General features: G+C 75.3%; 3 protein-coding genes. 1 reads left to right on the top strand and 2 read right to left on the bottom strand.

Going from position 1 to position 3,139, the window contains the following annotated elements; translation table 11 throughout:
- Positions 1–109: 109 nt before the first annotated feature.
- A complete protein-coding gene (locus tag AB0O00_RS33735; RefSeq protein ID WP_363658352.1) occupies positions 110–319 on the bottom strand; it encodes a DUF5703 family protein in 210 nt (69 codons plus the stop codon).
- A gap of 397 nt (positions 320–716) precedes the next feature.
- Between AB0O00_RS33735 and AB0O00_RS33730 the strand changes: the two genes are divergently transcribed.
- Entirely contained in the window at positions 717–1,322 is a 606-nt protein-coding gene (locus tag AB0O00_RS33730; RefSeq protein WP_363658351.1) for a hypothetical protein, read from the top strand.
- Positions 1,323–1,413: 91 nt separating this feature from the next.
- Here the strand turns inward: AB0O00_RS33730 and AB0O00_RS33725 are convergent.
- The coding region (locus AB0O00_RS33725; protein WP_363658349.1) for an ATP-binding domain-containing protein at positions 1,414–3,139 on the bottom strand (1,726 nt) is incomplete at its 5' end.

Raw genomic sequence — 3,139 nt, 5'->3', positions numbered from 1 at the left:
GTGAAAGCCGGGTGTGAACCGTGTCGTGAGCGGTGTTGTGAACCGACGATTCGCGAGGAGAGCCGTCAGCCGCCCTGCCTAGGCCGTCCGCCAGGAGCGGCCCAGACCGTCACCAGTGGCGGACCTGCCGGATGATCCGCCGCCGCAGCCGGACCGTCCGGCTGCCGTCCGGGAACAGCCGCAGTCGGTCGAGCTCCCAGTGTCCGTACTCGGCGTGCTCGGTGAGCAGTTGGCGTGCCGCGTTGCGCGAGGTGCCGCGCGGCATGCGCAGGGACTGGTACTCGTACTCCGGCTGCCGGACCGACTTCGGTGGGGTCAAAACGCTCCTCCTGAGGTTCACCTGCCTGCAAGCCTACGGCCTGCCTCCGACAGCGGGCCGGGTATTTCCGGCCGACCTCCCGCCGGACGCCCGGCCCCCGGAAGCCCCCGACGGGCCGCCCGAGGGCCGCGCGGACGGCCGCCGGGGAGCGGTCGGGCCGACTGATCCGCTGACTGTGCATCAGTTCCGTTGCTCCTGTGGAACGGGATACCCCGATCCCGGCGCGCGAAGCCGTCCGTGAACGGCCGGGGTGTGCCCTCCGCGCTCCTCGTGCGCCGGGTTCGCGCGGGGACGAAAGCATGTAGATCGGACATCAGGGGGGAAGTTGCGGTGAAATCGCGGGTGTAGGTGACAACCGCTGTGCGTACCGACACCGCGGGGAGATAGCGTCTGCACCATGTCTGATGCCGCGCAGCCCACCATTGCCGAGGTACGCGCCGCCGCCGAGGCGGTCAAGGCCGCCATCGACCGTCATCTGGAAGCGGTGTCAAGCCCCAGCGCAGCGGATGATCCCGCTGTGTCCGCCGCCTACGAGCAACTCGCGACGGCGGCCATCGCCTACGACCAACTCCTGTACGAGGCCTACGACGAGGTCACCCCCTTCGAGGTCCCCGGGGACGAGGGCCCCGGGGGCTACCACGGCCCCGAACAGCCCGAGGCGATCAGCGTGCTGATCCGCCGCGACTACCACGTCGTCGATCCCAAGCGGCTGCGCGCCCAGGCCGAGCGGCTCGACGACTCGCTCACCCCGGGCGGGGGCGGCGAGGGCGGCGTGAACGCCGCGATCGGCGTGCTGTTCGGCGAGTACGAGCCGGACGAGATCGCCGCCCGCAGCGAGGAGTTCGGCCTGGAGGAGGCCGACTCGACGCTCTGGGTCGCGGCGGCCGAGCCGACCGAGCCGGGGGAGTGGCTGCCGGAGCCCTTCGACCACGCCGACCCGCAGCTGCTCATCTGCCGGTTCGACGTGAGCGAGGTCTACGACGACGAGGACCTCGACGACTGACGCGGTACCGACGTACGGGCGGGCGGCCCCCACACCTCGTGGGGACCGCCCGCCCTCGCGTTCGCGGTGTCGCGCTCGTCCGGGCGGTGCCTCAGTACGCCGAGGCCGCGTTCTCCGCGAGGATCGCCCGCAGCCGGGTGGTGCGCGGTTGCGCCGGGCGCTCGGCGACGGCCTGGGCGAGCGCCGGGCCCGCCGCGTGGACCACGGACAGGTGCCGCTCGCCGCGACCGAAGGCGGTGTAGACCCACTGCCGGGTGAGCGCCGGGCCGGCGTCCTCCGGCAGCACGACCACCGCGCCCGGCCAGTGCCGCCCGAGCGCCTGGTGGACGGTGAGCGCCCAGCCGTGCCGCAGCCGCGCGGCCTCCGCGGGCGGGACGGTCCGGCGGGAGCCGTCCGCGTACTCCAGGTGCAGCCCGGCCGCGTCGCCGTCGAGCACCCGGGCCGGGCGGGTGATGCCCGGCGCGGGGGAGTCGACCACCCGGTCGCCCGGGTCGAAGCCGGCGAAGCGGCCGGGGCCGGGGTTCAGCCGGGCCTTGGCGGCGGCGTTGAGCGCCCGCGTGCCGCCCGGGCCGCCGTGGCCGGGGGTGAGCAGCACGACCTCCTCGGCCGGGATGCCGAGGGCGCGCGGGATGGAGTCGGTGAGCAGCTGGATGGCGCGGTGGACGGCCTCGGCGCCGTCCCTGGCGGTCAGGATGACCACCTCCTTGTCCGGCGCCTCGACCGGCTGGAGCTCGCCGATGCCGATGCCGGAGACGAGCTCGCCGATCGGGCCGAAGTCCGGGGTGCGGGAGGCGACCGCCGGGCAGGCCTTGGCGGCGAGCAGGTCGGCGAAGAACCGTCCGGGGCCGGCGGACCAGAGCTGGCCGGGGTCGCCGCTGAGCACCAGGCGGGTGCCGTCGGCGAGCGATTCCAGGACGGTGGCGGCGAGTTCGACGTCCAGCAGCGGGGCGTCGAGGACGACCAGGAGGTCGAGGGCGAGCGTGCCGTCGGAGGAGCGGCCGGGGCCGCCGGTGCCGGAGAGCAGTTCGGCGAGCGTGACGACGGGGGCGTCGGCGCCGGCCAGGGCGGCGAAGGAGTCGCGGCCCTGGTCGGTCCAGGTGGCGGCCCAGGCGCGCAGCCCGAGGCCGGTGGCGGCGCCGAGCAGCGCGGCCGGTTCGGCGCGGGCGGCGTCGCCGCCGGTGTGCAGGACGAGGGCGCTGTCGGCGACGGCCCGGATGAGGGCGCTCGCGGACGAGGACGGCGCGGCCTCGGCGGCAGCGGCCCACGCGGCCGGACCGGGGGCGGGTACGGGGGTCTCGGCGGCGTTCTCGGCGCGTTCGTCCTCGGAAGCGGCGGCCTCGTCCTCCGAGCCGCCCTCCTTCACCTTGGCGACCTCGGCGTCACCCTTCTCCGAGTCACCCTCCTCCGCCTCGACGTCCTCGCCCGGCACGAAGGTGGCCATCAGCTGGAGCAGCCCCTCGGCGAGGCTGTCCTCCGCCATCGCCAGCCGCTCCAGTGCGAGCAGCGTCCGCGTCGGCGGCTCGTCGTCCTCGTCGCCCGAGCCGTGCGCCTCGGGGCCGGTGAGCTCCTCCTGGAAGGGCAGCACCCGCCCGTCCTCGACGGCGGCCTGGATCGCGGCGGCCGGCTCCGGCATGCGGAGGCGTTCGAGCCCGGCCGCCACCTCGGAGAGCTCCAGGGCGGAGTGCCCGCGCAGGACGGCCTGTTCCAGCAGCCACAGCACGAGCGCCTGCGCGCGGCGGGCGTCGCCCGGTTCGGCGCCGGGGCCGAGCAGCTCGCGGGCGAAGCGGTCCGCGTGCTCGGGGCGGACGCCGGGCAGG

It is taken from the genome of Kitasatospora sp. NPDC093558 (assembly GCF_040683475.1).
In the GTDB taxonomy this organism is placed as follows: Bacteria; Actinomycetota; Actinomycetes; order Streptomycetales; family Streptomycetaceae; genus Kitasatospora.
This window is presented reverse-complemented; position numbering and strand designations above follow the sequence as displayed.

Coding starts and splice junctions, on each gene's coding strand:
- AB0O00_RS33730 (WP_363658351.1), top strand. CDS start 717: ATGTCTGATGCCGCGCAGCCCACCATTGCCGAGGTACGCGCCGCCGCC.